This is a genomic window from Marinoscillum sp. MHG1-6, assembly GCF_024714475.1.
In the GTDB taxonomy this organism is placed as follows: Bacteria; Bacteroidota; Bacteroidia; order Cytophagales; family Cyclobacteriaceae; genus JAMZMI01.
This window is the reverse complement of sequence record NZ_JAMZMI010000015.1, coordinates 1-4136: the sequence shown is the minus strand read 5'-3', so window position 1 is coordinate 4136 and position 4136 is coordinate 1. Positions and strand designations below refer to the sequence as shown.

The following is a 4136-nucleotide window of genomic DNA, read 5'->3' as shown; positions in this document are numbered from 1 at the left end:
ATAAGCTACTGCACAGGGTAGTAGCGGTAGTTAAGAGAGGGACACCATATCAGGATAGAATTGCACTAAAAAAAGTTGAAATGGCTTGATTTTATCATAGATATCGATCAGATATGGCGAGTGGCCACATCCGTCTGTAAAAAGCAGTAATGTAGTGAATCTGCCCAACCCCCACAACGGTATCCACAATGCACTGCGTTCCTCAGATAAAAATCCAGAACCACAGAAGTACCTAGAAGCACAAAAGCTTGCAAAATGGGCAGATTCACGAGCGAGTTGCACAGAAGAATCAGATAGGCAGTTTGGCCATTCGCTATATCGCCTGTTATGGGCTTTTAATAGATTCCAATGTTGGTTCCTGGGATATAGATGTCGTAAGATAACCTCCAGTCATCTCGTACCAAATTGAAAGTTGCATAAGTTGTTAGGCAGATGGCTAGGATAAGAGCAATCTTCCACGGTTTTGTTAGTTTGTTCGACTTAATACAGAGATAAGTCAATGCGAACATGGTAAAAACTGGAAGACCTAAACCCTGTTTATCTCGGACTTCTCCGTAGTAGAAAGTTGACCCGTACCACAATTCAATCCACTGTAGTCCGACCAAAATAAGAATGGCGGCAGTTAGAACCCACGAAAGGGTTAAGATGAGCTGTTTGTTCTTCAGCCAATAAATGCCTACAATCAACACTGTTAACCAAGTTAAAGACCGGAATGCAAAAATTGTTACGATTCCTTGTTCGGTGTAGTATCTGTGAAAGGGATCATAGTCCTTTGTTCCGAATTCACCAGCAGGGGTTGAAATGTTGGCAAAGTAGAAAGCCATGCCAATAACCGCAATTAGAGAGATACCAAATAGGAAAAAATCAATTAGCTGAAGTTGTCGGTTCATTGAAAGTTAGAGAATTGCGCAATTGCCCATAACGATCAGATATGGCGAGTGGCCACATCCGTCTGTAAAAAGCAGTAAAATAGTGAAACTGCCCAACACCTACAGCGGCATCTACGAAGCACTGCGTCCTGCAAGTCTAAATCCAGAAAGGGTAAAGTAGCTAGAAGCACAAAAACCGGCAGAATGGGCAGATTCACGGGCGAGTTGCAGATCTGTATCAAATAGGCAGTTTGGCCATTCGCCATATCGCCTGTTACCTTCTTTAAATAGCCCTATTCCTTACCCATTTTTTCTTTAAGGTTGGCCTTAAAAACTTCGTTCAGATCAAAAGCATCAGTTAAGATATTCACGATGTTGGCGAATTTTTCTGTTTCGGGTGATGTCCAGCCCGATTTTCTAAAGTGTTCGTTAAGTGTGATTGGGTTGTAATAGTAATAACTACGATACTTCCCTTTCGTGAATAGTTCGATAGTATATCCGGACGCATCTAAAGTGCTGTGAACCAATCGTTCGGTTTCTTCCTTCTCGGGTCCGAGTTTAATTGTTCGCCCGTCTTTTTGATAAGTATATATTATTTCATCTTGGTTAGGGAGTTCGAGAACATCGTTGGCTAGAAGTTTCGACCAAAGGCTATCAATTTTGGGCTGATTCGATGTTAAAGCCATTGTTTGGATAATTCCTTCGCTTAAATAAGCTCTTCTGTAGTTCCAAGTTGAGTTGTTATTAAAGGTGAGTTGGACAAACCCACCAAAATCAGAGTTGACCCAATACCGAAGTTCAAAGAAGATACTATCAGAGTTAGGTCTTCTCAGTTCGGTCTCTTTAAACCGTTCAAAAGGAAATGAAGAATCAGCTGAATCAGGTTCGAAGTTGAACTGTCCATAAGAAAGTAGAGGAAAACAGGCAATTATAATTAGTAGCATTGTCCTCATTAGGGCTATTATTGAAGGTAACGACCAGATATGACATGTGCCTCTGGTATTATTAAATTTCTACTAAAGTATCGGATTTGCAGATCAGTTTCAAACTGACAGTTTGAGGCATGTGTCATATCATTTGTTAGACTTCTGTTATTTTGATTTCGGAGGAACACATTTTAACTCTTCTGACTCATGAAGATATTTACAGCGACGAGTCATTTTCCCAGTTTCTGAGTATTCATAAATGTGAGTTTCTTGATCAAAAAATTGTCTTATTGATTTGATTTGACCATTGGAATAGAAGGCTCTGGTTTCGATTATGTTATCCAAAACTTCGCGTGATTCGTATTCATTATAGTTTAATGGAAGTGCATAACTAGAACTAAAGAGCTTGAGATCATTTTTATCAATGGTTTCCCAAATTCCCACTCGTTGGTCATTAATGTAATATCCATGTTGATATGATGTACCATCTGAATAATAGTCTTTCCAATAGCCTTGCTTTCTATCCAGTTGATCAATTTTGTTAATTGTGTCGTTGCTAACAATTTCAAAAGACACAATTATTGGCTCGACGTATTTGCTATTGGAGACGCTGATGAACGAGCCATTGAATAGGAATTCACTTGGTAATGTCTCTCCTTTCAACTTAAATTTCAATTCATAGTAACAGTCACAAAATACAATGGATTCTACTCCAGTTGTATCATTTGCCGCAATAAAGTTTATGGCATTTTGAGTTAACTCAATTCTTCCTTTCCCATATTGACCACACATTTCTGCGAGATTAATAGTTACTTCGATAGTATCTTCAGTTTGGGTGATACTTGCTATTCGTCGCGCATAAATTCGCTTATCCACAATAACTTCTTCGCATTTCTTGGTATAGTCCAATAGTTTTAATTGAGCTACAGTTGAATTTGCTAGAAGCATAAATACAACTAAGGCAAATACATTTGGATTTCGCTTTTGCATGAATGAAGTCTAACGCTCAGATATGGCGAGTGGTCATACCCTTTGTAAACACCTCTAAAGTAGTGAAACTGCCCAACACCCACAACAGCATCTACGAAGCACTACGTTCTGAAAGTCAAAAACCAGAAAGAAAAAAGTGGCTAGAAGCACAAAAGATGGCAGAATGGGCAGGTTCAAGAGCGAGTTGCACTGAAGTATCAGATAGGCAGTTTGGCCATTCGCTATATCGCTTGTTAGCGTTTTTACATCCTCTTGTTTTGAAAAACCGCACGCCAAAAGTTTCTCTTAAAGCTGGCTGTCCTCTTGTTTATGAGTTCACCAGTTTCTGCATCAATTTCAACTGTTTCCTTTTTTACATTCATAAACCCTGAGAACTTGTCAATTTGCCAGAGGACTTTCGTGAGTTCATCATCATAGATTTGGAGACATGGCAGAATAGGAAACTTCATATTTGATGAAAAGTGTTCTTCCGAAATTGTCTTTGCCTTTTCAGAGTTCATGACATTGGTTGCTGATTTGGTTTTGAAAGCTTGATAACTTAAATCTAAGTCGGAGGTATAAATGATCGAGTTATTTGAATCAAGTTCGAAGTATGCTCCAACGGGACCAAGCCCTTTACCTGACGTTCGTTGGTGTAAGATGAAACCATTGTCGCTCTGAATTGTATAGGATACGTTAACAGTTCTTTTTCGATAAGAAGTGTTCACAGAGTCCAAGGGAGTTAGATCACTGAAATACAGGTCGTTTCTTTTCAGGGAGTTCAAAAACTGTCTAGAAGTTTGAGTTACCAAAATGCTATCAGTCGTTCTCCATATATCTCTTTCTCTGGCAGATCCTTGCGCTAAGAGATCACATAGAATTGTTATGAGGAAGCATGTGATGAAGAGTCGTTTCATCTGTCAGAAATTAACGCTAACAACCAGATAATGCGCATGCGCGTTATCTGCCTTTCAAATATACCCGAACTATTCTATTAAGTCTAACGGACTTTGTACCTCATCCAGTTTTTGACTCGTGACATGGGTATATACTTCAGTCGTCTTCGGGCTGGTATGACCTAGCAAGGTCTGTATATATCGCAGATTCGTACCATTTTCCAGTAAATGGGTCGCAAAACTATGTCTCAGGGTATGAGGCTTCACACGCTTTTTGATACCGGCCTTATCTACCGCACGCTGTAGCACTTTCCTAACACTGCTCGCCGAGTATGTATTTCCATTTGGACCTTCAAACAGATAATCCTTTGGCCTGTACGCCCTGTAATAACTTCTGAGTAGGTCCAGTAACCTTGGAGATAAGACCGTCTGCCGGTCTTTTACACCTTTACCCTCTCTAATCCATATTCTCATGC

At 39.7% G+C, this 4136-nt stretch carries 5 protein-coding genes; all 5 read right to left on the bottom strand.

What is annotated here, in order from left to right:
• Positions 1 to 335: 335 nt before the first annotated feature.
• Positions 336 to 890: a hypothetical protein gene (locus NXR94_RS17010; RefSeq protein WP_258105880.1), complete on the bottom strand. Its 555-nt coding sequence runs from the start codon at positions 888 to 890 to the stop codon at positions 336 to 338.
• A 272-nt stretch (positions 891 to 1162) separates the two neighbouring features.
• The gene (locus tag NXR94_RS17005) at positions 1163 to 1813 is read right to left on the bottom strand and encodes a hypothetical protein (RefSeq protein WP_258105879.1); all 651 of its coding nucleotides are present in this window, start codon (positions 1811 to 1813) and stop codon (positions 1163 to 1165) included.
• Between the two features lie 147 nt (positions 1814 to 1960).
• Entirely contained in the window at positions 1961 to 2785 is an 825-nt protein-coding gene (locus tag NXR94_RS17000; RefSeq protein ID WP_258105878.1) for a hypothetical protein, read from the bottom strand.
• 242 nt (positions 2786 to 3027) lie between these two features.
• A complete protein-coding gene (locus tag NXR94_RS16995) occupies positions 3028 to 3681 on the bottom strand; it encodes a hypothetical protein (protein ID WP_258105877.1) in 654 nt (217 codons plus the stop codon).
• Positions 3682 to 3750: 69 nt separating this feature from the next.
• A partial coding sequence (locus tag NXR94_RS16990) for a tyrosine-type recombinase/integrase (protein WP_258105876.1) occupies positions 3751 to 4136 on the bottom strand: 386 nt, incomplete at its 5' end.